Source organism: Paractinoplanes atraurantiacus, from assembly GCF_900215205.1.
GTDB lineage: Bacteria > Actinomycetota > Actinomycetes > Mycobacteriales > Micromonosporaceae > Actinoplanes > Actinoplanes atraurantiacus.
Genome location: NZ_OBDY01000005.1, coordinates 16,077 through 41,120, shown reverse-complemented (window position 1 = coordinate 41,120; position 25,044 = coordinate 16,077). Strand labels below are relative to the sequence as shown.

Genomic DNA, 25,044 nt, shown 5'->3' with positions numbered 1-25,044 from the left:
TTGACGCCGGGTGAGGAGGGGCGCAAGAGGCCCGGGAAGGTCAGAACAGGTAGTCGGAGAGGGCGCGCGAGCGGGCCGGGTGGCGCAGCTTGGCCATCGTCTTGGACTCGATCTGGCGGATGCGCTCGCGGGTCACGCCGTACACCTGGCCGATCTCGTCGAGCGTGCGCGGGTTGCCGTCGCGGATGCCGAAGCGCAGGCGGACCACGCCGGCCTCTCGCTCGGTCAGGGTGGACAGCACCGCCTCGATCTCGTCCTGAAGCATGCCGAAGCTGACCGCGTCGAGCGCGACGACGGCCTCGCTGTCCTCGATGAAGTCGCCGATCTGGGAGTCGCCCTCGGCGCCGAACGTCTGGTCCAGGGAGATCGGCTCGCGGGCGTACTGCTGGATCTCGTGGATCTTCTCGACCGGCATGTCCATCTCGGCCGCCAGCTCCTCGGGCGTGGCGTCACGGCCGTTGCGGTGGAGCAGGTCGCGCTGGATGTGCCCGAGCTTGTTGATGATCTCGGCCATGTGCACCGGGATGCGGATGGTGCGGCTCTGGTCGGCCATCGAGCGGGTGATGGCCTGGCGGATCCACCACGTCGCGTACGTGGAGAACTTGAAGCCCTTCGCGTAATCGAACTTTTCGACCGCGCGGATCAGGCCGACGTTGCCCTCCTGGATGAGGTCGAGGAACGCCATGCCGCGCCCGGTGTAGCGCTTGGCCAGCGACACCACGAGCCGCAGGTTGGCCTCGAGCAGATGGTTCTTGGCGCGGTCGCCGTCGCGGACGACCCACCGCAGGTCGCGCCGGTGCACGCCGTCCATCTCGGTGCCGTCGGCGTCGGCCGCCCGCAGCAGCTCGGACGCGTAGAGCCCGGCCTCGATCCGCTTGGCGATGGTCACCTCCTGCTCCGCGGTGAGCAGCGGAACACGGCCGATCTCGCGCAGGTAGGCCCGGACGGTGTCGGTCGTCGCGACGGTCTGCGCCTCGGCCGCGGCTTTACGCACGGCCTCCGACTCGGCCTCGTCGGTGTCCCACTCGAACTCGGAAGGGGCGGCGGTGCTGCGGGCGGTGCTGGATGTCATGCCCAGGCTCCCGGGATGGCTCGTGGCATCGCGGGCCGCAGAGTTGCACCGCGGAGAGGCCATCTGGTGTCCTCGCGAACCGCGAGGTCAGGGAATTATAACCGGGTGTGGGCCCGGCTCGCCGCCCGTGGCGCGGTCATGGGCTGACCAGCCCGGTGCGATAGGCGTAGACGACCGCCTGCACGCGGTCGCGCAGCGCGAGTTTGGTGAGGATCCGCGAGACGTACGTCTTGACGGTCTCGGGCCCGATGACCAGCCGCGCCGCGATCTCGCTGTTGGACAGTCCCTCGGCGATCAGCTTGAGCACCTCCCGTTCGCGTGGGGTGAGCTGCCGGGCCGCGGCGGCGTCGTCCGGGTCGGAGGGCCGCAGCCGCGACCCGTGCCGCCCGATCAGGTGCCGCGTCATCGCCGGGTCGACCAGGGCCTCGCCGCGGGCCACCGTGTGCACGGCCGCGATCAGCTGCTCCGGCGACGCGTCCTTGAGCAGGAAGCCGCTGGCCCCCGCGCGCAGCGCCTCGAAGACGTACTCGTCGATGTTGAAGGTGGTCACCACCAGCACCTTGACCGGGTCGGTCACGTCCGGCCCGGCCAGCCGCCGGGTCGCCTCGATGCCGTCCATCACCGGCATCCGCACGTCCATCACCACGACCGCCGGCCGCAGCCGCCGCGCCAGCTCGACGGCGGCCTTGCCGTCGGACGCCTCGCCGACCACCCTCAGATCGGGCTGCGAGTCGAAGATGGTGGTGAACCCCGTACGGATGATGGCCTGGTCGTCGCAGACCACCACCTCGATCGTCATGGCGCTCCTTCGAGAGGCACGTGGGCCCGCACGGCGAACCCGCCGCCCGGGCGCGGACCGGCGGTCATCTCGCCGCCGAACAGCTCGACCCGCTCCCGCAGCCCGGCCAGCCCGTGACCGGACCCGCCGCCGGCCCCGCCACTGGCCGCACGCTCGGTGATCACGGTGACCGTCACCCCGTCCGGCTGGTAGTCCAGCTCGATCGCGGTGGTCTGCCCCGCCGCGTACTTCATGGCGTTGGTCAGCGCCTCCTGCACCACCCGGTAGGCGGCCAGCTCACGCCCCGCGCCCATGTCGGGCGCCGTGCCGTCCTCGACCAGGGTGACCGGCTGCCCGGCGGCCCGGGTCGACGCGACCAGCTCACCCACCTGCGCCAGCCCCGGCAGCCGGTCGCGCGGCGCCGGCCGCTCCGGGTCGAGCACCCCGAGCAGGTCGCGCAGCTCGGTCAGCGCCCGTTTCCCGGTGTCCGCGATCACCTCGAGGCTGTCGGCCGCCGGCCCGGGACCGGCCACGAACCGCGTCGCGTTGGCCTGCACCACGATCGCCGTCACGTGGTGGGTGACCACGTCGTGCAGCTCCCGCGCGATGCGCACCCGCTCGGCCACCCGGGCCTGCTCCCGGTCGGCCGCCCGCCGCCGGCGCACCACGGCTCCGGCCACCGCCGTCAGCGCGACGAGCGCGAAGAAGATGACGTGGTCCTGCACCCGTGCCGCCGACCCGGCCGCGTGCAGCGCCACGCACAGCGATACGTAGGCGACGACGGCCGCGGCGCCCACCTCCCGCCGGAACCGTTCCTGGTGGACCCCCGCGCTGTAGAGCGCGACCAGCAGACCGGCACCCGCCGCGCTCTGGTAGCCGCGCAGTTCCTGCACGGCGAACCCGGCCCCGACCACCGCCAGCACCACCGCCGGCCACCGGCGCCGCGCGGCCAGCGGCACCGTCATGGCCACCGCGGCCAGCACCGCCAGCACATCGGCCGGCCGCCGGGGCAGCTCGCCGAGCCTCGTCCCGGCCGCCGTCAGCGGCGGCACGAACGCCAGTGCCAGCAGCAGAAGCCCGCCGATCCCGTCGCGCACCCACGCCGGCCGCGCCCGCCACCATTTCACCGCCGCAGCGTACGGCTCGGGCCGAAGCGCGCCGGCACGAAGCTGGCCCGGCGCAGGAACAGGTAGGTCAGGATCAGCCCGGCCAGGATCGCGAAGACGCTCGCCTCGGGGCCGAACTCGCCGCCGCTGATGGCGGCCGGCCCGTGTGCCACGCCGCGCAGCAGGCCGCCGGCCGTGCCGTCGGAGCCGGAGACGGTCGCGCCGAACAGGCCCGACTCGGCGAAGTTCCAGCCCAGGTGCAGCCCGATCGGCAGCCACAGCGAGCGGGTCAGCGCATAGGCCGCCCCGAGCATGAGCCCGGCCTCGGCCGCGATGGCCAGCGCACCCCAGATGGTGGCGTGCGGGTTCAGCAGGTGCAGCGCGCCGAAGAGCAGACCCGAGCCGGCCAGCGCGACCACCGTGCCACCCCACCGCTCAAGCAGCCGGAACAGCACCCCGCGGAACAGCACCTCTTCGAGCACGGCGATGCCGGTCATCATGCCGAAGGTGGCCACCATGTCGCCGGCCGAGCCCCACCCGGCGATCCGGTAGCCCCCGAAGATCGCGATGACCGCGATGACCAGTGCGAACGCGCCCACCCCGATCGCGAAGCCCTGCCATGCCAGGGGCCGGAACCGGGCCAGCGGCGGTTCTTCGTGCTCGAGCCGCCGCACCAGCAGGCGATAGAGGAGCAGCACCAGGGCGGCCACCGCGAAGCCGGTGAGCAGCCCGGTGAACCAGTGGCCGCCGGCCGCCGCGAGCAGCGGCGCGAGCAGGAGGTCGGCCACGACGAACGTGACGATCAGGATCAGTGCCTTCATGGGAACGACGCTAGGGAAACCGGCCCCCGTCGATAGTCACCGTGCGGTGGGCAATCGGGGGTAGCTCTCACGGGGGATCCCGGTTAATCTCAACACGTGTTGATATTTTCGAAGTCCCACCCTCTCGAGCCGGGCGACCGCTACGGCATCCTGAGCGATTTCGACCCCGGCACCCGCACCCTGCCGGCCGGCTTCCAGATCGCCCCTCAGTTCCGGCCCACCCCGGTCGACATCGTGTTCGACAAGGACGTGCCGGTCACCCTGCGCGACGGCGTGACCATCCACGTCGACGTCTTCCGGCCCGCCGGCGCGGAGAAGGTGCCGGTCATCGTGGCCTGGAGCCCGTACGGCAAGGGCCAGGGCACCTCGGCCAGCGTGATGGGCGTGTTCGGCCTGGTCGGCCTGGACAACGCGATCGTCTCGGGGCTGGAGAAGTTCGAGGGCCCCGACCCGGCGTACTGGTGCGCTCAGGGTTATGCGATCTGTAATCCCGACATCCGGGGCGTGGCCCACTCCGAGGGCGACAGCGTCCTCTGGGACCGCCAGGAGGGCCGCGACTGCCACGACCTCATCGAATGGCTGGCCGTCCAGGAGTGGTGCACCGGCAAGGTCGCCATGAGCGGCACCTCCTACCTCGCGGTCTCCCAGTGGTTCACCGCGGCCGAGCAACCGCCGCATCTGGCCGCGATCAACCCGTGGGAGGGCGTCAGCGACGTCTACCGCGACCTGGTACTGCGCGGCGGCATGCCCGACACCGGCTTCGCCCGGCAGCTGCGCGACTACAGCTTCTGGGGCAACAGCCGCAAGGAGGACATCATCGCCGAGGCCGAGCAACATCCCCTCATGGACGAGCTCTGGGAAGGCAAAATCCCGGACTTCGATCAAATTCGGGTTCCGGCGTACGTCGTCGCGAGTTACTCCAACACTCTGCACACCGCCGGCACGTTCCGGGCGTGGCGCCGGATGGCCTCCGAGCACAAGTGGCTCCGCGTCCACAACACTCAGGAATGGCCCGACTACTACGACGAGGACAACGTCGAAGACCTGCGCCGCTTCTTCGACCACTTCCTCAAGGGCGAGGACAACGGCTGGGAGCAAACGCCCCGGGTCCGTTACTCGATCCTCGACCTCCAGGGCGGCGACCAGGTGAACGTGCCCGCCGACGAGTTCCCGCCGGCCCGGGCCGTCTCGACCAAGTACTACCTCGACGGGCGCACCCGCACCCTGGCCACGAGCGTTCCGGAGCAAGAGCATTCGGCGGCGTACGACATCGGCGCCAACCCGGACGCGGTGTCGTTCGTGGTCCGGTTCGACCAGGAGACCGTGCTCGCCGGATATCCCAAGGCGCACCTGTGGGTCGAGGCCCGCGGCGCCGACGACATGGACCTGTTCGTGCTGGTGCAGAAACTCGACGCCTACGGCACCCCGTTGCAGCAGTTCACCGTGCCCAACCAGGGCGCGCCGGCCCAGGACCTCACCGAGCGCGGCGCGTCGATCCTGCGCTACAAGGGCTCGGACGGCCGGCTGCGGGTCTCGCTGCGGCACCTGGACGAGAAACTGTCGACCGGCGACGTGCCCGCGCACAGCTTCGACCGGGTCGAGAAGCTGTCACCCGGCGAGATCGTCGACGTCGAGATCGATCTGCTCCCGGTCGGCCTGGCCTTCCACCCGGGCGAGCAGCTGCGCCTGATCGTCAGCGGCCGCAGCCTGCTCGGCCCGATGATGCCGCGGCTGGTCGAATACGTCCCGGCCAACAGCGGTCGGCACGTCGTGCACACCGGCGGCGCGCACGCCTCGTACCTTCAGCTGCCGGTCGTGGGGGCCAGGACGACCTGAATCGCCGGCGCGACCGCAGCGACGATCGACTCCCGGTCCTCGGCGACGAGGGCCGGGACCCGAATGACACGACGGCCCAGGACGACACCGATGAGCATGGTCGACGCGATCCCCGCCCGTACCACCGAAGCCTTGTCGCCCGAGGCGTCCCACAGCCGGGCCTGGACGAACTCGCGCAGCTGTTCCGCCGCCCTCTCGTTCGTGATGGCCGAGCGCAGCATGGCCAGCAACGGCTCGGAGTCGGCCGGATCGCCCTCCCACAGATCGAGGTACGCCCTGGTCACCCGCTCACCGATGCCCTCGGCGGACCCGTCGAAGGCCGCACCGAACCGGGCCAGCGCCTCCGGCGAGATCGACATGACCGCCGCGAACAGCTCCTCCTTGGACCCGAAGAACTGCATGACCAGCGCCGCGTCCACCCCGGCCTCACCGGCGATCTTCCGAATGGTCGCCGCCGCATACCCTTCCCGGGCGAAACAGGCCCGCGCCGCGTCCAGCACCTTCTGCCGCGTCACGCTCGCACCGGGCCGGCGCCCCCGCTTCTTGCCCGCCTCGGTGGCCATGGCGCGATCGTACCGAGCCCGGAGCTCTCGGAGCTGCACCGGGCCTGGGGCCATCCGTTCGCCGTCGCGCTCATGCTCGGGCTGGGGGTGACGCTGTGCGGGATCTTCAAATACAAGCGCTGGCTGTGAGGCGTTTCGGGGCGGCTGGGATACTTCACGGGCCAGGACGGCTGTGACGGTAGGGGGATCGCGTGCCACAAGGTCCCCGGCGGCTCAGTTCACACCGGCTGGCCCTCGCGCTGGCGCTCGTCTCAGCCGGGCCGCCGCTGGTCATCCACGAGGGGTGGCCCGGGCTGGCTCTGGCTCTGGTCGCGGCCGTGTACGCCGCCTACCTGGTCCTGGGCAAGCGGTGGCCGCGGCTGCGGCGCCGCCGGTCGCGGCCGGAGCAGCGTTGACCCGTACCCCAAGGTCCGGGTTTATGGTCGCCCGGTGAGAGTCGGTGAGCTGGCGCGGCGCACGGGAACGACCGTGCGGGCCCTGCGTTATTACGAGGCCGCCGGGCTGGTCGTGCCGCGGCGGCTGAGCAACGGCTACCGGGAGTACGCGCCCGTCGCCGTGCGGCAGGTCGCGCAGATCCGCGAGCTCATGGCGCTGGGCCTCTCCGTCGAGGAGACCAGGCCGTTCGTCGAGTCCATCGCCAACGGCGACGACGTCTGCGCGGCGGCCATCGCGACCTTTCGCAGTACGGTGTCGAGCCTGCAGAAACGCATCGGCGAGCTGACCGCCCAGCGGGAGGCCCTCGACGCCCGCATCGACGAGGCGGCCCGCTCGGTGGTGACCGGCGCCCCGGCCGGGAGCGGGTCCGGCCTGACCGGCCGTCCGATGCCCGAGCTGAGCTTCTACGCCACCGACGGCAGCCTGGTCGACCTGCGCGCCCTCGGCCCCGGTCGCAGCGTGATCTTCGTCTACCCGCTGACCGGCCGCCCCGGCGTCGACCTGCCCCGCGGCCTGCTGGAGATCCACGGCGCCCGGGGCAGCACCGACCAGGCCATCTGGCTGCGCGACCACCACGCCGAGATCCTGGCCGCCGGCGCCGCCCGGGTGTACGGCCTCTCCGCGCAGTCCACGGGCTACCAGCGTGAGCTCGTGCATCGGCTCCGTCTCCCGTACCCCCTGATCCCGGACCCGCGCCTCGGTCTGGCCGCCGCCCTCGGCCTGCCCACCCTCGCGGCCGGCGATCTGACCCTCTACGAGCGGCTGACCCTGGTCGTCACCGGAGACCGCGTGGAGCACGTCTTCCACCCGATCCCCGACCCGGCCTCACACGCGCTCGAGGTCATGCGCTGGCTCAATCGCGCTTGACCCGGACCCTGGGGTGCGGGTTTAGCGTTCGCCGCATGACGAGAACCTCCGGCGGCGACGTCGACTACGAGACCCTTGGCTTGGGGTACGCGGTGCAGCGGCGCCCCGACCCCAGAATCGCCGCGACCCTCCACGCGGCACTGCGCGACGCCCGCACGGTGCTGAACGTCGGCGCGGGCGCCGGCTCCTACGAGCCCACCGACCGGTACGTGGCCGCGGTCGAACCGTCGGCCCGCATGCGCGCCCAGCGCCCGCCCTCGGCCGTGCCCGCCGTGGACGCCACCGCGCAGGACCTGCCCTTCGACGACGGCGCGTTCGACGCGGTGATGGCCACGGTCACCGTCCACCAGTGGTCCGACCCGGCCCGCGGCCTGGCCGAGCTGCGCCGCGTGTCCCGCGGCCCGGTGCTCGTGCTGACGTTCGACGGTGACGCCCTCGACCGGTTCTGGCTGGCCTCGTACGTGCCGGAGCTCATCGCGGCCGAACGCCGCCGCTATCCCGCCGTCGACGTCATCGCCTCGGCCATCGGATCGCGCTCCGAGGTGCACGAGGTGCCCGTCCCGATCGACTGCACGGACGGGTTCACCGAGGCCTTCTACGCCCGCCCCTCGCAGTTCCTCGACCCGAGGGTGCGGGCGGCCCAGTCCGCGTGGGGTTTCGTCGACCCGCAGGTGGCGCGGCGGGCGGTCGAACGGCTGCGCTCCGACCTCGACTCGGGAGCGTGGGACGAGACGTACGGCCACTGGCGCACCCAGCCGCAATTCGAGGGTTCCCTGCGCCTGATCGTGGGTCACCGCTCGTGAGGGACTACTTGCGGGCCCTGCCCGTCTTCGCGGGGGAGTTGCCGGCCTTCGACCCGTCGGCGGCACCGTCGTCGCCGAGCGAGCTGTTCGCCGAGTGGCTGGTGGCGGCGGTCGAGGCCGGCGTCCGCGAGCCGCACGCCATGACCCTGTCGACGGCCGGAGCCAACGCCCGCGTCCTGATCCTCAAGAACGTCGACCAGCGCGGCTGGCAGTTCGCCGCGCACGCGGCCAGCCCCAAGGGCCGAGAGCTGTCCCAGGACCCGAGGGCCGCGCTCACCTTCTACTGGTCACCGCAGGGCCGCCAGATCCGGGTGCGCGGCCCCGTGCACCCGTCCCCACCGGAGGAGAGCGCCGCCGATTTCCTGGCCCGCTCACCGGGCGCGCGAGCCGAGGCCTCACTGGGCCGCCAGAGCCGCCCACTGACCGACCGGGCCACCCTCGACAACGCGGTGCGCGAGGCCCAGCGCGGGATCGAAGGCTACGTCGAGCCGCACTGGACGCTCTACACCCTGGCCCCCGGCCAGGTCGAGTTCTGGCAGGCCGACAAGGACCGCAAGCACACCCGCCTGCGCTACTCCCGGACACCCTCCGGCTGGACCCGCGGGTTGCTCTGGCCGTAGCCCCACATCTCGCGGGTCATCTCGTACTCCACTTCGCCCAGCTCCGATCCGGGCAGCGGGTCGTCCCAGGCCGGGAAGAACGTGCGTACGTACCGCATGCCGGCCTTTTCCATGACTCCCCGGGAGCCGGCGTTCACGGCCATCGTCTGTGCGATCACCCGGCTCTGCCCCGCCGTGCCGAAGGCGTGGGCGAGCAGGGCGCGCGACGCCTCACTGGCCAGCCCTTGCCGCCAGTGACGGCGGACGAGGCGGTACCCGAGCTCCCTGACGGACGGATCGGGGCCCGGGGCCGGCGGCAGCATCATGAGCCCTACGAAGTCGCCGTCGGATCTGGTGAAGGCCGTCCAGTAGCCCGTCCGCGCCATCCTCTCCGCGTGGCTCGCGGCCACCTCTTTGCGGGTCCGGGCCCGCCCCGACAGGTAGCGCATGACTTCGGGGTCGGCGTCGAGCTCGACCTCCAGCTCGAGATGCCGGTCGTCCAGCGGAACCATCAGGAGGCGCTCGGTGGTGAGTTGAGGCTGACGCATGCCGATCTTTATACGGCGAACAGCAGCGCCGCGCTGATCAATACCACCACCGCCGTGGCGAAGTGGATGCCGAAGGCGGTCGCCCGGGTGCCGCCGTTGCGCAGCACGATCACGGTGTCGCCGAACGGGGCGATCGCGACCACGAGCATGAACCAGCCCGCCGCCTCGGCGCCCGCGAAGGCCAGGAGACAGAGTCCGAGGATGCCGTACGTCAGGTCGCGCACCCCTTTGACGCTCAGGTACGCGCCGCGCGGCGACGGCACTCCGTAGCCGGCCGCCGCGGCTTCGGGCTGGAGCAGGAAGCGTGCGCCGATGAAGACGATGAACAGGTCGAGGGCGATGGCCAGGCCGTACGCGAGCATGATTTCCTCCGCAAAGCTAGCACTGCTAGAACTCCTGCCGACGCTAACAGAGCGATGACAGAAACGCTAGCGGTGCTAGAATCGCGGCATGACGCCCCAGACACGACGGCAGCGGGAACGGGCCGAGCGCGAGCAGCTGATCATCACGGCGGCCCGCGAGCTGGCCGAGGCCGAGGGCTGGGAGGCCGTCACCACACGGCGCCTGGCCGAGCGGGTCGAGTACAGCCAGCCCGTGCTCTACAGCCACTTCGCCGGCAAAGACGCGATCATGGCCGCCGTCGCCCTGGAGGGCTTCACCGAGCTGGCCGCCCAGATGCGGGCCGCGCGGGAGCATTCGGCCGACCCGCTAGCCGGCGTCTCCGCCGCATACATCGACTTCGCCGAGCAGCGCCCGGCCCTCTACGACGCCATGTTCAGCCGTTCGCTGACCCTGCCGTTCGCCACCCCCGAGACACCCGCCGCCATGCAGGCGTGCTTCGAGGAGCTTCTTCATGTCGTACGGCCGATAGCCGCCACCGACGACGAGGGCCTGCTCGCCGAGCTGCTCTGGAGCGCCCTGCACGGCCTGGCCACCCTGACCGCCGGCGGCCGTCTGCCGCGCGAGCTCCACGACCGCAGGCTGGCCCTGCTGCTGGCCCGCCTGTCCACGTGATCCGGGCTGGGCGGCCCGATGTCGGGAGCGCGACCGAGAGCACAGTGGATCGCCGGCGGGAGTGAGGATGAGGGGGCGGAGCGGCCCGGGTGTGGCCGCCGGTTCAGGGGATGATCGCGATGGCGTTGCAGCCGTGGCCGCTGGTGCGGCAAGGGGACAAGGCTCACCCCGTACCCAGCCTGCAATATCACCTGCGGGCTCGTGGGCACACGGTGACCGTCGACGGGGACTTCGGGCCCAGGACCGACGCCGCCGTGCGGGCCTTCCAGCAGTCGAAAGGCCTCGCCGTCGACGGCATCGCCGGGCCGCTGACCTGGAAGGCGCTGGTGACCACCGTGCGGCACGGCGATCAAGGTGACGCCGTGAAATCCGTGCAGGAGGAGTTCCAATATCGCAACCAGTCCGAGGACCCGGGCAACGCCCCACTCGTCGACGGGATCTTCGGGCCGGTCACCGAGGCCGCGGTCCGCGACTGGCAGCAGTTCCTGCACGACAACGACGAGCCCGCCATGGCGGTCGACGGCATCGCCGGCCCCATGACGTTCCAGTCGCTGATCAGCGGAATGTACGCGGGCTGACCCCCGCGCTCAGGAGGCAGCGGTTTCGGCGGCCACCACGGCCGGGACGACCGTGGGAACCTCGGCCCGGCGCCAGCGGTTGGCGACAGCCGGGGCCTTCTTCTCGACCTCGCGGCGGACGGCGGCCTCGCCGCGGTTCGGCAGGGACAGGCGGAAGACCTTGTACCAGGCCGAGGCGACCTGCTTGGGGAGCGGGCCGGCCGTGTACGTCAGCCCGTACCTCTGGAAAAGGTCCTGGATCTTCGGCGCGATCTCCTTGTACCGGTTGCTCGGCATGTCCGGGAACAGGTGATGCTCGATCTGGTGGGACAGGTTGCCGGTCATCAGGTGCATGGCCTTGCTGCCGCTGATGTTGGCCGAGCCGAGCATCTGGCGCAGGTACCACTCGCCGCGGGTCTCGCCCTCGATGGACGTCTTCTCGAAGGTCTCGACGCCGTTCGGGAAGTGGCCGCACATGATGACCGAGTGGCTCCACAGGTTGCGGATCAGGTTGGCCGTGGCGTTGGCGGCGATCGTGTGCAGGAACGACGGCCCGGACAGGGCCGGGTGCACCACGTAGTCCTTCAGGACCTGCTTGCCGATCTTCTTGCGGACCGCCTTCAGCGCGGCCCGGAACTTCGGGTCCCGGCGGCGCTCCTTGGTGGCCATGTTCTTGCCGAGCTCGAGGTCGTACGCGGCGATCCCGTACTCGAAGAAGCAGGCGTTGATGAAGTTCCACAACGGCTGGCCCAGGTGCATCGGGTGCCACTTCTGGTCCTCGTCGACGCGCATGATGCCGTAACCGAGGTCGTTGTCGCGGCCGACCACGTTCGTGTACGTGTGGTGCAGCTCGTTGTGCGAGTGCTTCCACTGCTCGGCCGGGGAGGCGTGGTCCCACTCCCACTTCGTCGAGTGGATCTTCGGGTCGCGCATCCAGTCCCACTGGCCGTGCAGGATGTTGTGGCCGATCTCCATGTTCTCGAGGATCTTGGCGATCGACAGGCCGGCCGTGCCGACCAGCCAGGCCGGCGGGAAGAGGGAGAAGAGCAGGACCCCGCGGCTTCCGATCTCCAACCCGCGCTGCCAGGCGATCACCCTTCGGATGTACGCGGCGTCGCGCTCGCCCCGGCTGCCCATGACCTCGTCGCGGATGGCGTCGAGCTCGACACCGATCTGCTCGATGTCCTCGGCGCTCAGGTGGGCGATCGGGTTGGACTCTTTGCGCTGGATCGTCGTCATGCAGGTTCCTCTTTGCTCAGGCGTCGATGGTGCAGGGGCCGGCGGGGGCCGAGATGCAGGTCTGTACGGGGATGCTGTCGCCGGGCTCGGCGACGGTCAGCTGTCCGTCGCGCAGGTCGCGCACGGCGCCCTCGCGCAGCGGCAGCACGCAGCTGAAGCAGATGCCCATCCGGCAGCCGGACGGCATGAGCACGCCGGCCGCCTCGCCGGAGTCGAGCAGCGGCTCCGAGCCGTCGGTCTCGACGACCGTGCCGGACTGGGTGAAGGTGACCGTGCCGCCGCCGTCCCCGCTGATCAGTGTGGGCCGGAAACGCTCGGTGCGCAGCAGGTGCGACGCTTCAGCGTCGGCCCAGTGCGTCTCCAGGTCGTCGAGCATCTCGTTCGGCCCGCAGGCCCAGGCCCGGCGCCCGAACAGGTCGGGCACCAGCTCGTCCAGGTCGGCCGGCTTGAGGCGGCCGTCGGCCCGGGTGTGCCGCTCGATCAGGCGGATCCGGCCGTCGGCGGCCATCGCGCGCAGCTCGGCGCCGAAGACGACGGCCTCGCGGGTGCCGGCCGAGTGCACGACGACGACGTCGGACAGCTCGTTCAGCGCGCTGCGCAGCATGCCCATGACCGGGGTGATGCCGCTGCCCGCGGTGACGAACAGGGCCTTGGCCGGGCGGGGCGCGCACAGCTGGAACTCGCCGGCCGGCGGGTCGAGGTGCAGGATCAAACCACGCTTGGCTTGGCGTACGAGGTGATTGCTGACCACACCCTCAGGGACGGCGTTGACCGTGATGGTGAACCGGCCGTCGGCCCGCCGGGGCGAGCTGGTGATCGAGTAGGAGCGCCACAGGCGTACACCGTCGACGTCGACGCCGACCCGGACGTACTGACCCGGCTCGTGCCGCACCCAGCCGCGGCCGGGCCGCAGGAGCAGGGTGACGCTGTTGGCCGTCTCCGGCCGCACGGCGTCGACCTTCGCGCGGAGCACGTTGGCGTTGCGCAGCGGGGCGATCACGTCGAGATAGTCGGCGGGCACCACCGGCGTGGTGATCAGCTCGACCACCCGCCAGGCACCGCCCCGTATGTTGCGTATCACAGCCACATAACGAGTTTCCTGCGTTCCGGAGGTAGATTCCTGACCGGAGGAAGTGAACACGACCGTGGTTTTTGTTCGCAGGAGACAAGACGAGGCGATTAAACGATGAGTGACGCTCTTCCAGATGTCAGAGCTTTCCGGCTGTCGCCGGAGGTCGTCGCCCCGTTGAAGATGCGCCTGCCCGACGTGGCGTTGCGGACCATCGATGCCATCATGACCGAGGTTCCGGCGTACGCCGTGCCCTTCGCGGGTGATCTCGGTCCCAAGATCGAGCGGGCGGTCCGGGCCGCGCTGGGTACGTTCCTCGAGTTGGTGTCGCGCGCCGACGGCCCCGAGCCGCAGTCCCCGCTCGGCCCGGCGCTCGAGGGGGCGTACGCGCTGGGAAGGGGTGAAGCTCGTAACGGCCGCAGTCTGGACGCGCTGCTCGGCGCCTATCGGGTGGGCGCCCGCGTCTCGTGGCACGAGCTGGCCGCGATCAGCGTGAGCAGCGGCCAGCCGGCCGCGACCATCGCGCACTTCGCCGAGCTGGTCTTCGCCTACATCGACGAGCTGTCGGCGGCCAGCGTGGCCGGGCACGCCGACCAGCTGGCCTCGTCCGGCCGGGCCCGCATCCGCGACCTGGAGCAGCTGGCGCAGGCCCTGCTGGGCGGCGAACCGGAGCATGTCGTCCGGGCCGCGGCCGAGCGCGCCGACTGGTCGCCCCCGCGCACGCTGACCGCGGTGCTGGTGCCCGAGCACGCCGCCCGCACGGTCGTCGACCTGCTCGACCCCCGCACGCTCCAGCTCAGCGAGGTGCTCCTGGTCCCGGACGTGGACGGCGGCTCACGGGCGGCGGTGCTCGGCCTGCTGCGCGGCCAGCGAGCGGTGGTCGGCCCGGCGCGACCGTGGCTTCAGGCCAAGGCGTCGTACGACCGGGCCCTGCGCACGGCGGATCTGATCGAGCCGGCCGCCGCCAGAACGGTCGTCGACACCGACGACCACCTGGCCGAACTGGTGCTCACGGCCGACCCGCAGGCCCTCGCCGACCTGCGGGCCAGGGTCCTGGCCCCCCTCACGCCGGGCGCCGACCCCAAGCTCGTCGAAACGCTCCGCAGCTGGCTGCGCCACCAGGGCCGGCGCGAGGATGTGGCGGCCGAGCTCTTCATCCATCCCCAGACGGTCCGCTACCGCATGACGAGGCTGCGGGAGTTGTACGGAGACAGGCTGCGCGACCCGGAGTGGACCTCCGCGCTGATCATCGCCCTGACCGTCATTTGATTCGTGCACATCAATGCATTGACACCTTGGAGCATGGCGCGGTTTGCTGGGGGGACCCCCAATTGTGAACGTTAACTACGCCGGAGATCCCCATGTCTGTCACCCGCCGGAGCCTGCTCGTGGCCGCCGCGCTGTCCCCTGTCCTCACCCGCGGAACGCCCGCCCTCGCCGCCGAGCTTCCCCCGGCCCGGCCCGATCTCGGCGTCGCCGCCCAGCCGTTCGAGCTCGGCCAGGTGCGGCTCACCGCCGGGCGGTTGCTCGACAACCAGAACCGGACGCTGAGCTATCTGCGCTTCGTCGACGTCGACCGGCTGCTGTACGTCTTCCGGGCCAACCACGGGCGCTCCACCGGCGGAGCCGCGGCCAACGGCGGCTGGGACGCACCGAGCTTCCCGTTCCGCAGCCACGTGCAGGGGCACTTCCTGACCGCGTGGGCGCAGGCGTGGGCGGTCCTCGGCGACACGGTCTGCCGGGACAAGGCCAACTACATGGTGGCCGAGCTGGCGAAATGCCAGGCGGCCAGCGGCTACCTGTCCGGCTTTCCCGAGTCCGACTTCACGGCTCTGGAGGCGCGGACGCTCAGCAACGGCAACGTGCCGTACTACTGCGTCCACAAGACCCTCGTGGGCCTGCTCGACGTGTGGCGCTACGTCGGCAACACCCAGGCGCGGACGGTGCTGCTCGCGCTCGCCGGGTGGGTGGACACGCGTACGGCCAAGCTGTCGGCCTCTCAAATGCAGGCGATGCTCGGGACCGAGTTCGGTGGCATGAACGCCGTACTCACCGACATCTACCAGCAGACCGGCGACGCCCGCTGGCTGACCGTGGCCCAGCGCTTCGACCACGCGGCCGTCTTCAACCCCCTCGCCTCCGGCGTCGACTCGCTGGCCGGGCTGCACGCCAACACGCAGGTGCCCAAGTGGATCGGCGCGACCCGCGAGTTCAAGGCCACCGGGACCACCCGCTACCGCGACATCGCGTCCAACGCCTGGAACTTCACGGTGGGCGCCCACACGTACGCCATCGGGGGAAACAGCCAGGCCGAGCACTTCCGCGCCCCGAACGCGATCGCCGGCTACCTGACCAACGACACCTGCGAGCACTGCAACACGGTCAACATGCTCCGGCTGACCCGCGAGCTGTGGCTGATCGACCCGAACCGGGCCGCCTACTTCGACTTCTACGAGCAGGCGCTGATCAACCACGTCGTCGGCGCGCAGAATCCGGCCGACGGCCACGGCCACGTCACCTATTTCACGCCGCTGCGCCCGGGCGGCCGCCGCGGCGTCGGCCCGGCCTGGGGCGGCGGCACGTGGAGCACCGACTACAGCTCGTTCTGGTGCTGCCAGGGCACCGGCGTCGAGGTCAACACGCGGCTGATGGACTCCATCTACTTCCGTGACGGCACCACCCTGACCGTGAACCTCTTCGTGCCGTCCACCCTGGACTGGTCGCAGCGCGGCATCACGGTCACCCAGAGCACCACGTTCCCGGACGGCGACACCACCACGCTGACCCTGGGCGGCACGATGAGCGGCTCCTGGAGCATCCGCGTCCGCATCCCGTCGTGGACCTCCGGCGCCACGGTCACCGTCAACGGACAGGCGGTCGCGGCCGCCACCGGCTCCTACGCCACGATCACCAGGGTCTGGGCTCCCGGCGACACCGTCGTCGTGCGCCTGCCGATGCGCCTGATCACCAAGCCGGCCAACGACAACCCCGACCTTCAGGCCATGGCGTACGGGCCGGTGGTGCTGGCCGGCAACTACGGGAACACGGCGCTGGCGGCGCCGCCCGCGCTCGACGTCGCCTCCGTCCGGCGCACGAGCGGCCTGGCCTTCACCGCCACCGCGAACGGCGCCACGGTCAACCTGGGCCCGTTCCACGACGCGCACGGCTTCAACTACGCCGTCTACTGGAGCACCACCCGGACGTACAAGCTGGTCAACGCGGCCACCGGCCTGGTCCTCGGCATCAAGGACATGTCCAAGGACAACGGCGGCCTCGCCCTCACCTGGGACGACAGCGGAACCCCGGACCACCAGTGGGTCCAGGTCGCCGACGGCAGCGCGGTCCGCCTGCGCAACTTCAACAGCGGCAAGGTGCTGGGCGTCGAGAACATGTCCACCGCCGACAACGCCCGCGTCCTGCAGTGGGACGACAACGGCACGGCCGACCACCGCTGGCAGCTGGTGGCCGCCGGCAACGGCACCTACAAGATCCGCAACGTCAACAGCGGCAAACTGCTGGCGGTCCTCAACGGCAGCACCGCACGGGGCGCCCAGGTGGTGCAGGACCCCGACAATGGAAGCGCCGACAACCTGTGGCGCATCGTCTGACTCCGCGCCCGATCGAGGAGGTCACGCCGTGCCCGACGTCATCGACGACCTGGAAGCCGAGCAGGACCAACTCGAGACGGTTCTGGGCGAGCTGACACCGGCCGAGTGGCTGACACCGTCGGCGGCCGCCGGCTGGACGGTCACCGACGTGGTCCTGCACCTCGCGCAGACCGAGGAGGCGGTGTCGGCCCCGTCCGGCGCCCCGGACTGGCGGCGCTTCGGCGCCACCGTCGACGAGGCGATGGACGCCATGGTCCGGGCCGAGGGCGCCGGCCCGCCGGCGGTCTTCGAACGCTGGCGGGCGGCCCGGCGGGCCTCGGTACGGACCCTGCGCGCGGCCGATCCGGAGAAGCGGATCCCGTGGGTGGCCGCCGCCCTGAAACCGCGCACCCTGGCGACCACGCGGCTGGCCGAGCATTGGGCGCACGCCCTGGACATCACCGATCCGCTGGCCGTCGACTACCCCGACACGGCCCGCCTGCGGCACATCGCGTGGCTCGGCCACAGCACGTTGCCGTACGCCTTCCGCCTGGCCGGCCTCCCCGCGGCCGAGGTCCGCTGCGCCCTGACCGCCCCCGACGGCGCCACCTGGCAGTTCGGCGCCCCCGGCGCCGCATCCGTCATCACCGGCCCCGCCGCCGCCTTCTGCCGCGTCGGAGCCCGCCGCCTCACCCCATCGGACTCGGGCCTGCGGACCGAGGGCCCGCACGCCGGCACGGCCTTGCGCCTGCTGCGCAACTACGCCGACGTCTGAGCCACCGCCCGCTTGCGCCGCGTCTCCAGCACGGCGATCACCACGAACGCGAAAGCGCCGGCCGCCACCGCGACGATGTAGCACCACGGCGCGGGCAGGTAGTTGGCCGCCACGAGCCAGCTCGGCTCCTTGTCGGTGAAGACCCGGAAGATGATCGCGATGGGCCCCTGCCAGATCCCTATGAAGAGCGTGAGAATCATCGCCAGCCGGTACCAGCCGTCGTCCACAGTCAACCCCCGTCGAGATACGAACGTACCCACGACATCACCGGCGATGGCACCGGACAAGACCGAAGCGGCCGAAACGTCACGGTGAATACGCTGGGAAGGTGCGTGACGAAATGAGCTGCCAGGTCTGCCGGGGGCCGCTGCGGCCGTCCCCGCGGGGCCGTCGCCCGGTCTACTGCTCCCGCGCCTGCCAGGCCCGGGCCTATCGGTCACGCAGGAACCCGCCGGTCCCGGCCGGCCCGGACCCCGAGCCGGACGGGCGCCGGCGTCAGATCGTCGAGGCGGTCTGGCGGATCGCCTCCGAGCACGGCCTGCGCATGGCCACCATCCGGGGCGTCGCCGCCGAGGCCGGAGTGACGCCGCGGGCGGTGCAGTACCACTTCACCAGCAAGAACCACCTGCTGGTCACGGCGCTGCAGGCCCTCCACCGCGACAACGAGCGGCACGGCCGGGAGAGGATCGAGGCCCGGTCCGGCGCGTCGGACCCGCGGGTCATGCTGCGGGCCACCCTGGAGGAGTTGCTGCCGCTCGACGAGCAGCGGCGCGCGAGCCTGCGGGTGATGACGGCCTACTACGCGTGGAGCCTCACCGACCCCGTGCTGGCGGCGGTCTTCCTGCACCAGGAACATCAGCTGGAGGACCTGGTCGCCGCGCTGATCACGGCGGCCGGCGCCGTGCCGCCGATCGACGCCGCGCAGGAGGCGAACCTGCTCGTCGGCGGCGTCAGCGGGCTCGGCCTCGACCTGCTGCACCGTCGCCGCACGCGGGCCGACGTGCGGCGCACGCTGGACTATCACCTGGGCCGCGTGCTGCCGCGGCGGCCGTGATCAGGCCGGCTCCAGCCGGACGCAGCAGCGGCCCGGCCGGGGGTCGAGCACGGGGCGGACGCTGAGATCGCCGGTGCCGTCGGTGAGGCCGCGGAGCAGGTCGAGGTTCACGCCGCAGACCAGGTCGGTGTATCGGCGGGCCAGCCGGTGGAACGGGCAGTTGTGCAGGTCGACGGCGCCGGACGGGTCGCGGCGGGGCTCGTAGCCGGCCTCGGCCAGGGCGGACTCCAGGCCGGTGGCGCGGGTTCCGGTCTCCAGGCCCGAGTCGTACGCGGTGCGGTGCAGCACCTCCTGGACGTCGGCGCCGGTGCCGATCGACTCGGAGACGGCGGCGGCCAGCAGCTCGCCGACCACGTCGTAGTGGCGTTCGGGCACCGAGACCGCGACCTCGTCGCCGGCGCGGCGGTAGAGCTTGGCCGGGCGGCCGGCGCCGGGGCCGCCGCGGCCGGGTGGGCGGCGGAACTCGAACTCCAGCAGGCCCTGCTCGGCCAGCCGGTCCAGGTGCAGGGCGGCGATGCGGCGGCTGATGCCGAGCGCCTCGGCCGTCGCGTCCCGGCCCAGCGGCTCATCGGCCCGGGCGACCAGGTCGAAGACGGCGCGGCGCACCGGGTCGCCGAGCGCGGCGACGGCGGCGAGACGGTCGGGCAGCGATCGAGGGGCCATGATTGCAAGTCTAAAACACGGGTGCCTTGACTTTAGAGGGGTGCGCTTTCTAACGTACAAAAAGAGGGTTTTAGAAGAACGGAGAACACGATGGTCACCGACGTCCCTCTGTCCCGCACCCGCACCACCACGCAGGCATTTCTCTTGCTGCGTACGGTCTTCACGGTCGCGCCGATCCTGTTCGGGCTCGACAAGTTCTTCAACCTGCTGACCGACTGGCCCGGCTATCTGGCCCCGTGGGCGGACGACATCCTGCCCGGCACCGCGCAGCAGTTCATGTACGTCGTCGGCGCGATCGAGATCGTGGCCGGCCTGATGGTCGCGGTCCGCCCGCGGATCGGCTCGCTGGTGGTCGCCCTGTGGCTGGCCGGCATCATCGTCAACCTGCTGATCCTGGGCTCGTACTACGACGTGGCCCTGCGCGACTTCGGCCTGCTGGTCGGCGCGCTCGCCCTCAACCGCCTGGCGACGTGAACGTTCTCCACGCATCGAGGCAGACCCGGCGGAGTCGTACTCCCCTTGACGGCTCCGCCGGGCCTTCTCTCACTCGATGCCCACGGCGCAAACTCACGTCGGGACGTGTGAACGCTAACACGTGACAGAGATCGATACTAGGGCTTCGGAATGGCGGCGGGGCGGCGTCCTTTCATGCCGATGTGCCGGCGCAGGAGCGCCTTCACTCTCTCGTACGCCTCGTCGATCTCGCTGTGCGGAAAGAACTCGATCTCGTCCCGGTTGAAGTCGCCGCGCAGAGTGGCCAGGGCCGGGAACTCCCGGCCGTCGCTCAGCAGGCGCCCGACACCCAGCGGCTGCCCCAGCGGCGCGGGCAGGGTGGGCACGGCCCGCCGCCGCGAGTCCTTGACCGACTCCTGCAGACGTGCCTCGAGGATCATCTCGTCCAGCCGGTGCTGCCGGACGACCCGCAGGTAGTGCCGCTCGTACTCCAAGATCAGCGGCTTGAGGTACACCCGCATCCGGTGGAGCTGCCGGCGCAGCTCCGAGTCGTGCTGGTAGGCCTCGGGCAGGGCCATGATGCGCCGCAACAGCGTGCGCAACTCACGGCACTTCTCGATCAGATCGGCGTAGGTCTCCGCGGTGGCATCCGAGATCAGCCGCATGGTCGCGCCTTCGACGGCGTCCTGGCCCACCGCCAGGTCCTGCAGCATCGTCGTCCACGCCTCGCGCTTGGCCCGCGTCACCTCGGCCTGCCGCAGCACGGCGGTGATGAAGCCGGTGCCCGCGAGCACCGTGCCCAGCTGCAGCAACCATTTGCCGATCTCGAACGACGTGCTGGCCGACGAGGGCGCGCCGCGCAGAAGGACGATTCCGGCGACCGCCGCGCCGACCGCGAGCACGAACAGCGCGCCGGCCAGTGCCACCAGCCCGCGCGGCCGCCAGGCGCCGACCCACATGAGAATGCTCCCGTCGTACGGCCGATTCAGTTGATGTCCGTTGCCCTCTACATTGTGGCCCATGGGGCAACTCATCGATCGGCAGCGATGGCTTCAGGGTGCGGGGAAAGATCATGCTGCGCTCGTCGATGCTCTCGACGCCGAGCTGAGAAGGCGATGGCACTTCGACCTCGAGCATCGGAGGTGGTTCGACGCCGGGCGCAGCGGCAGCCCGGTGGCGAGCGTCATCCGCCGGAACCCGGGTGCCGAGCACCGCATCCTCAAGTTCTGCACCAACCGGCAGGCGCAGGAGCTCCGCCATGCCCTGTCCACCCAGAACGCCTTCGTGCGGCGGCATCTGGTCGAGATCGGGGACGAGACGATCGTCCTGGGTGACGACAGCTGCGCCGTGCTCATGCGCGTCGCCGGTGACAACATCGAGGCGCTGCAATCCCTGCGCGACCTGCGGGCCGCCGAACGCGCCGTCGACTACCGCACGATCGTGGCCTCGCTGATCGGGGAATGGAACGACCTCGAGCCCCGGCCCGAGCCGCGCACGGTCCGCTCCGTGGTCGGCGGCATCGTCGGCCCCAAGCGGGGCCGGGCTCTGCGATGGATCCGCAAGACGGCGCCCCGCAATCTCGCACCAGTGTCGCTGCTCGCCGGCGAGGCCGGCCGCTGGATCATGCCGGAGGTGTTCGTGGGCAGGGCGCACGGCGACCTGAACACGCGCAACATCCTCATCCCGGCCGTGCCGTCCGTGACGTCGGCCGGCTTCCAGCTCATCGACTTCGACCACTTCGCGCCGGACGCTCCGCTCGCCCGTGACCCGATGCATCTGCTGGTGGCGATGGCGCTGGAGGAGTTCGACGACCGGCCGGCGCAGCGCCGCGACTTCCTGAAAGCCATCGTCGACCCGGATCAGGAGGGCATCTCGGTCAAGGCGGCCGACTTCGTCGAGGTCAGCCGGGCCGTCCACGCCGCCTGCGCCGCCGCCTTTCCCGAGAGCAAGGGTTTCGCCGGGCACTGGCGCGAGCAGTGCCTGCTGGCGCTGGCCGGGGTCGCCCTCCGCCACACCGGCCGCGACCCGCGAACCAAGAACCCGGAGAAGGCGCGCCAGTGGTGTTACGACCTCGCGGTGGCCGCGGCCAAGGGCTTCACCGAGATCCAGAAGAAACGCAAGGACTCGATCCCGCGGATGCCGGCGCCGGCGAGCGACACCGCCGAGACGAAGATCATCGACCGGTTCTTCGAGCGTGAGGCGCTCACCGACCGGTTGGCCTACGGCCCGCACGGCGTCGTGTCCGTCGAGGGGGAGAGGGGCGTCGGCAAGAGCAAGCTGATCGACGTCGCCATCCGGAGCGTGCCCGCTAAGGCCGGGGTCGAGCGTGCGCCGCGGCGGTACCACGTCCGGCACCTCGACGTCCGCACCCTGGTCGAGCTGATCGGTGGCCCGGCTCAGGAGGGAAGCGGGTCGGCGCTGGTGCAGCTCGAGTCCGTCCTCGACCGGCTGGGTGACACCCCGGTCGTCGTCGCCGTCGAGTACGCCGAGAACCTGCTCGATCAGACCCACCGGATCGACGATCCGGACCTGGCTGACGCTTTCGACATGCTCGCCGACGAGCCGGACCATCGCGTGTCGGTCGTTCTCGAGACGCGGCACGGCGCCGTGCTCTCGGCGGCTCGGCCATGGCCGGACGACACGGTGGTGGTGCCCGCCCTCGAGCAGGATGACTTCCTGACCCTGGTCCGCGACAAGCACCCGGACATGGGCGGCCACCTCGACGCACTCCCGGTCGCCGCGCGGCGGCAGCTCTGGGAGTACGCCGGGGGCAACGCTCACGCCGGTGAGCTCATCTGCGCCGTCGTCGGCGACGCGGCGGTCATGACCCTGCCCGAGCTCATCGGCAGTCTGCACGACAACCGGCACCGCCCGGTGCGCCATCTGATCGAGGTCCTCGTACCGGGACTGCCGCAGCGCTCACAGGACGTCCTGCGAGCGCTGGCCGCCCTGCGCACGCCGGTGCCCGCCAAAGCGGTCACGGAACTCGTGCCCGGAGCCCAGCCGTCGCTGACGAAGCTGCACCGCCAGGGCCTCGTCCTGCGGCAGGGAAGGTTGTACTGGCTCTCACCGGCGGACGCCAAGGTCATCCTCGACCAGGTGCCGAAGCCGGACCGCTCGCAGTTGTTCTTCGACGCCGCCGAGGCCCTCGAGGTCCATGAGGTCCACGACCCCCGTTCCGTCAGCGACCTGCGCTATCACTTCGCCGAGCTCGACTGCCTGCTCGACGCGGGGGAGTACCCGTCCGCGGTCGAGCTGATCTCCGAGCTCGACGGATACCTGGGGGAGTGGAACTGTTCCACCCTGCTGCGCCAACAGCGAGAACGGATTCGTAAGGAGCTCGAGGACCCGGCACTCGCCATGTCCAACGAGAGCGCGCTCGGCGGCATCTACGTCGACCTCGGGCGGCGCGGCGCCGCCGGGATCGCGTACGGGAACGCCCTGAAGCTCGCCGGACCGGACGCCGCACCGGGCGTCCTGGGCCGGTTGCACGCCAATCTGGCCGCGATGGAATGGGCGGCCAACGACATCGACCGGGCTCAGAGCCACTTCGAGTACGCGTGGGAGAAGGCAACCGAAGCCGGCGACCGGGACGCCGTCGCGGGCTCAATCACCGGCCTGGCCGACTGCCACCGGCGGCGGGGCGACTTCTCGGCCGCGATCGATCGCGCCGCCGAGGCGTTCGCCGCCGCCACCTCCGAAGATCCGGCCAGGGCGGGCACGAGCACCGACGGCCGGACCGCCGCGGTCGGCCTGGCAGTGCGGCTGTCGCGCTGGAACGCCGAGCAGGAAAGGAGGGATGAGGCCCACAAGTGGCTGGAGAAGGCCCGCCTGCTGGCCGAGAGCGGGCGTGACTGGCACCGCGCCGCCTACCTCGACGGGCTGGCCGATCTGCGCCTGGCCGAAAGGCTCGCGGACGGCGAAGTCGAAGAGGCCGTGACCACAGCCCGGAACGCGGCCGATCTCGCGCGCCGCGTGCACGACGGCGCGATCCTCCTGCAGGCCCGCACCACGTTGTGCGTGGCCCACCTGAGGGCCGGGCGCTACCCGGAGGCCTCCCGCGAGATCATCCGGGCCGACCGCTACCGGAGCCGGGGCCGCCATCTCGTCGTGCACGGTCTTCTGGCCCTCACCGCCCGGCTGACCGGCGATCGCCGTGCCGGCCAGCACTTCGACGACCTTCTGGAGGAGGCCGAGGCGCGCATCGCGGCCGACATCGGGATGCGCGACACCATCGACGGCCGGCGCATCGACAGCGGCCCCGGCGACTTCGGCGCCCGGCATCTGCGGGGCTTCGCGCAGTGCGGCCTGGCGGTCGACGGCCGCGGCGACGTCGAGGCGGCTGTCGAGACGTTCCGCATGACCGACCTTCCGAGGCGGCCGCACGCGCCCGGCCTGGTCACCCGTTTGAGATTCCTTCTCGAAAAACTCGACCGGTCCGGTGGCAGTCCCGGGCTCCTGGGACCGGCCATCGACGCCCTGGATTAGATCCAGCCGCGGTCGCGGGCCCGCATGATGGCCTCGATGCGGTTGTTCACGCCCATCTCCCGGTACAGCCGGGTCAGCAGCCGGAACATCGCGCGCTCCGAGTAGCCGGCCTCGGTGGCCAGGCGGGCCACTGTCGCCCCGGCCGCCAACTGGCTCAGCCACCCGATCCGGTCGGGCGGGACGGTCTCCGGGTCCGCGGCCGGCCCGGCCGCGAGAAGCCCGGCCACCGCGGCCGGAAGCACCGACTGCCCGCTGATGGTGGCCTCCACGGCGAGCCGGAGGGAGGCCGGAGCGGCGTCACGCGACACGACGGAGCGGGCGCCGGCCCGCACGGCGCGAAGGCCCTCCCTCGGGGAAGCCGCGTCCATCACGGCCACGACCGGTGGCTTGCTCCGGGCCTCGCGCATCCGGGCGAGCACCCGCCACTGTGGCGCGCCGGCGATGGTCAGCAGCACCAGGTCGGACGTGGGCCGCGCGGCCCACTCGACGACGTCCGCCGGTGTCTCCGTGTGGTGACCGGCCGCCGCGAGCACGGTGACGACGCCCTCCCGGAACAGCGGCAGGGGATCGACGACCGCAACTCGTGCCGTGGCATGATCCCTTCTCCCCGCGGCGTCACCTTCGGGCCGCCGGCCTCCAGGATCATCCCGTATGGCCGTCGAGGGCCCGGCCGTGGCAGGGGTGCGACCGAACCTGACAGGACCAGGACCATGTATC

The 25,044-nt window shown here is 71.2% G+C and carries 25 protein-coding genes and 1 pseudogene; 13 read left to right on the top strand and 13 right to left on the bottom strand.

The window, feature by feature from the left end; all coding sequences use genetic code 11:
- Positions 1-40: 40 nt before the first annotated feature.
- The 4 genes and pseudogenes from rpoD to CRP55_RS14390 all read right to left on the bottom strand — a co-directional run.
- Positions 41-1,036 (bottom strand): annotated as a pseudogene (gene rpoD, locus CRP55_RS14405) (RNA polymerase sigma factor RpoD); the annotation flags it as partial.
- A 172-nt stretch (positions 1,037-1,208) separates the two neighbouring features.
- The gene (locus tag CRP55_RS14400; protein ID WP_097320406.1) at positions 1,209-1,871 is read right to left on the bottom strand and encodes a response regulator; all 663 of its coding nucleotides are present in this window, start codon (positions 1,869-1,871) and stop codon (positions 1,209-1,211) included.
- Positions 1,868-2,977, bottom strand: a complete 1,110-nt coding sequence (locus tag CRP55_RS14395) for a sensor histidine kinase (RefSeq protein ID WP_097320405.1) — start codon at positions 2,975-2,977, stop codon at positions 1,868-1,870. The genes CRP55_RS14400 and CRP55_RS14395 overlap by 4 nt, the downstream gene beginning before the upstream one ends.
- On the bottom strand, positions 2,974-3,777 hold the full coding sequence (locus CRP55_RS14390) for a CPBP family intramembrane glutamic endopeptidase (RefSeq protein WP_097320404.1): 804 nt from the start codon (positions 3,775-3,777) through the stop codon (positions 2,974-2,976). The genes CRP55_RS14395 and CRP55_RS14390 overlap by 4 nt, the downstream gene beginning before the upstream one ends.
- A gap of 96 nt (positions 3,778-3,873) precedes the next feature.
- Here CRP55_RS14390 and CRP55_RS14385 point away from each other — a divergent pair, with 96 nt between their 5' ends.
- Positions 3,874-5,613, top strand: coding sequence for a CocE/NonD family hydrolase (locus tag CRP55_RS14385; RefSeq protein WP_097320403.1), 1,740 nt, complete (start codon positions 3,874-3,876; stop codon positions 5,611-5,613).
- On the opposite strand, the gene CRP55_RS14380 is transcribed toward CRP55_RS14385, so the two are convergent.
- Positions 5,580-6,176, bottom strand: coding sequence for a TetR/AcrR family transcriptional regulator (locus tag CRP55_RS14380; protein WP_097320402.1), 597 nt, complete (start codon positions 6,174-6,176; stop codon positions 5,580-5,582). The two genes, CRP55_RS14385 and CRP55_RS14380, sit on opposite strands and share 34 nt — an antisense overlap.
- 191 nt (positions 6,177-6,367) lie before the next feature.
- On the opposite strand from CRP55_RS14380, the gene CRP55_RS14375 reads away from it, so the two are divergent.
- Genes CRP55_RS14375 through CRP55_RS14360 form a run of 4 tightly spaced genes read left to right on the top strand, consistent with a single transcriptional unit; the run spans position 6,368 to position 8,901 of the window.
- On the top strand, positions 6,368-6,571 hold the full coding sequence (locus CRP55_RS14375) for a hypothetical protein (protein WP_097320401.1): 204 nt from the start codon (positions 6,368-6,370) through the stop codon (positions 6,569-6,571).
- Between the two features lie 34 nt (positions 6,572-6,605).
- On the top strand, positions 6,606-7,478 hold the full coding sequence (locus tag CRP55_RS14370; RefSeq protein WP_097320400.1) for a MerR family transcriptional regulator: 873 nt from the start codon (positions 6,606-6,608) through the stop codon (positions 7,476-7,478).
- A 35-nt stretch (positions 7,479-7,513) separates the two neighbouring features.
- On the top strand, positions 7,514-8,281 hold the full coding sequence (locus CRP55_RS14365) for a class I SAM-dependent methyltransferase (RefSeq protein WP_097320399.1): 768 nt from the start codon (positions 7,514-7,516) through the stop codon (positions 8,279-8,281).
- Positions 8,278-8,901 (top strand): pyridoxine/pyridoxamine 5'-phosphate oxidase, encoded by a 624-nt coding sequence (locus CRP55_RS14360; RefSeq protein ID WP_245922988.1) that lies wholly within the window; start codon positions 8,278-8,280, stop codon positions 8,899-8,901. Before CRP55_RS14365 ends, CRP55_RS14360 begins: the two co-directional genes overlap by 4 nt.
- Here CRP55_RS14360 and CRP55_RS14355 read toward each other — a convergent pair.
- On the bottom strand, positions 8,853-9,428 hold the full coding sequence (locus CRP55_RS14355; RefSeq protein WP_097320398.1) for a GNAT family N-acetyltransferase: 576 nt from the start codon (positions 9,426-9,428) through the stop codon (positions 8,853-8,855). The two genes, CRP55_RS14360 and CRP55_RS14355, sit on opposite strands and share 49 nt — an antisense overlap.
- 8 nt (positions 9,429-9,436) lie before the next feature.
- Positions 9,437-9,790, bottom strand: coding sequence for a DUF4267 domain-containing protein (locus CRP55_RS14350; protein WP_097320397.1), 354 nt, complete (start codon positions 9,788-9,790; stop codon positions 9,437-9,439).
- A gap of 88 nt (positions 9,791-9,878) precedes the next feature.
- Here CRP55_RS14350 and CRP55_RS14345 point away from each other — a divergent pair, with 88 nt between their 5' ends.
- Together CRP55_RS14345 and CRP55_RS14340 are read left to right on the top strand one after the other, a co-directional pair.
- The gene (locus tag CRP55_RS14345; protein ID WP_097320396.1) at positions 9,879-10,442 is read left to right on the top strand and encodes a TetR/AcrR family transcriptional regulator; all 564 of its coding nucleotides are present in this window, start codon (positions 9,879-9,881) and stop codon (positions 10,440-10,442) included.
- Between the two features lie 119 nt (positions 10,443-10,561).
- Positions 10,562-11,020, top strand: coding sequence for a peptidoglycan-binding domain-containing protein (locus CRP55_RS14340; RefSeq protein ID WP_245922987.1), 459 nt, complete (start codon positions 10,562-10,564; stop codon positions 11,018-11,020).
- 9 nt (positions 11,021-11,029) lie between these two features.
- Here CRP55_RS14340 and CRP55_RS14335 read toward each other — a convergent pair whose 3' ends face one another.
- Positions 11,030-12,238 (bottom strand): fatty acid desaturase family protein, encoded by a 1,209-nt coding sequence (locus CRP55_RS14335; RefSeq protein WP_097320395.1) that lies wholly within the window; start codon positions 12,236-12,238, stop codon positions 11,030-11,032.
- A gap of 16 nt (positions 12,239-12,254) precedes the next feature.
- Positions 12,255-13,325, bottom strand: coding sequence for a ferredoxin reductase (locus CRP55_RS14330; protein WP_097320394.1), 1,071 nt, complete (start codon positions 13,323-13,325; stop codon positions 12,255-12,257).
- Between the two features lie 99 nt (positions 13,326-13,424).
- Here CRP55_RS14330 and CRP55_RS14325 point away from each other — a divergent pair, with 99 nt between their 5' ends.
- From CRP55_RS14325 to CRP55_RS14315, 3 genes are all read left to right on the top strand, one after another.
- Complete coding sequence (locus CRP55_RS14325; protein WP_097320393.1) at positions 13,425-14,576, top strand: PucR family transcriptional regulator; 1,152 nt, start codon at positions 13,425-13,427, stop codon at positions 14,574-14,576.
- 92 nt (positions 14,577-14,668) lie between these two features.
- Positions 14,669-16,915: a beta-L-arabinofuranosidase domain-containing protein gene (locus CRP55_RS14320; RefSeq protein WP_097320392.1), complete on the top strand. Its 2,247-nt coding sequence runs from the start codon at positions 14,669-14,671 to the stop codon at positions 16,913-16,915.
- A gap of 28 nt (positions 16,916-16,943) precedes the next feature.
- Complete coding sequence (locus CRP55_RS14315) at positions 16,944-17,669, top strand: maleylpyruvate isomerase family mycothiol-dependent enzyme (protein ID WP_218854432.1); 726 nt, start codon at positions 16,944-16,946, stop codon at positions 17,667-17,669.
- On the opposite strand, the gene CRP55_RS14310 is transcribed toward CRP55_RS14315, so the two are convergent.
- Positions 17,654-17,896 (bottom strand): hypothetical protein, encoded by a 243-nt coding sequence (locus tag CRP55_RS14310; protein WP_097320390.1) that lies wholly within the window; start codon positions 17,894-17,896, stop codon positions 17,654-17,656. The two genes, CRP55_RS14315 and CRP55_RS14310, sit on opposite strands and share 16 nt — an antisense overlap.
- Positions 17,897-17,997: 101 nt before the next feature.
- Between CRP55_RS14310 and CRP55_RS14305 the strand changes: the two genes are divergently transcribed.
- On the top strand, positions 17,998-18,723 hold the full coding sequence (locus CRP55_RS14305; RefSeq protein WP_218854429.1) for a TetR/AcrR family transcriptional regulator: 726 nt from the start codon (positions 17,998-18,000) through the stop codon (positions 18,721-18,723).
- On the opposite strand, the gene CRP55_RS14300 is transcribed toward CRP55_RS14305, so the two are convergent.
- A complete protein-coding gene (locus tag CRP55_RS14300; protein ID WP_097320388.1) occupies positions 18,724-19,386 on the bottom strand; it encodes a helix-turn-helix transcriptional regulator in 663 nt (220 codons plus the stop codon).
- 90 nt (positions 19,387-19,476) lie between these two features.
- Here CRP55_RS14300 and CRP55_RS14295 point away from each other — a divergent pair, with 90 nt between their 5' ends.
- The gene (locus tag CRP55_RS14295) at positions 19,477-19,860 is read left to right on the top strand and encodes a DoxX family membrane protein (protein WP_097320387.1); all 384 of its coding nucleotides are present in this window, start codon (positions 19,477-19,479) and stop codon (positions 19,858-19,860) included.
- Between the two features lie 137 nt (positions 19,861-19,997).
- Here the strand turns inward: CRP55_RS14295 and CRP55_RS14290 are convergent, their stop codons facing one another.
- A complete protein-coding gene (locus CRP55_RS14290) occupies positions 19,998-20,861 on the bottom strand; it encodes a cation:proton antiporter (RefSeq protein ID WP_143234610.1) in 864 nt (287 codons plus the stop codon).
- On the opposite strand from CRP55_RS14290, the gene CRP55_RS14285 reads away from it, so the two are divergent.
- Complete coding sequence (locus tag CRP55_RS14285; RefSeq protein WP_143234608.1) at positions 20,860-24,327, top strand: hypothetical protein; 3,468 nt, start codon at positions 20,860-20,862, stop codon at positions 24,325-24,327. The two genes, CRP55_RS14290 and CRP55_RS14285, sit on opposite strands and share 2 nt — an antisense overlap.
- Here CRP55_RS14285 and CRP55_RS14280 read toward each other — a convergent pair.
- Positions 24,324-24,860, bottom strand: coding sequence for a response regulator transcription factor (locus tag CRP55_RS14280; protein ID WP_218854426.1), 537 nt, complete (start codon positions 24,858-24,860; stop codon positions 24,324-24,326). The two genes, CRP55_RS14285 and CRP55_RS14280, sit on opposite strands and share 4 nt — an antisense overlap.
- Positions 24,861-25,044 lie beyond the last annotated feature (184 nt).